Genomic DNA, 257 nt, shown 5'->3' with positions numbered 1-257 from the left:
ATCGTCAAAGTGAACAAAAGAAAATCTATTTGAATCAACCAGTGACCATCCCCCCTAATGAAGTGACCGGCGGATCTGGGGTCCTGCATGCCTTATCAAATAAGGTATTTTTAACGGTTGAGGACTTATTGACATTGATGATAACCGTTTCTGACAATACTTCCACGAATATGATGATGAGCCTGTTAGGCATTGATGAAATTAATCGATGCATCAAGGAACTTGGTTTGAAAAATACCATCCTTGAACGAAAAATG

The 257-nt window shown here is 38.9% G+C and carries 1 protein-coding gene; it reads left to right on the top strand.

Annotated elements, in window-relative coordinates; translation table 11 throughout:
• Nucleotides 1-257 (top strand): serine hydrolase (locus SB773_RS32960; RefSeq protein WP_410594626.1); only part of this gene is annotated, 257 nt, incomplete at both ends.

Source organism: Bacillus sp. SIMBA_074 (genome assembly GCF_046534555.1).
Taxonomy (GTDB): domain Bacteria; phylum Bacillota; class Bacilli; order Bacillales; family Bacillaceae_G; genus Bacillus_A; species Bacillus_A mycoides.
Note: the sequence above shows the minus strand (reverse complement) of the source record. Positions and strands in the feature narration are given on the sequence as shown.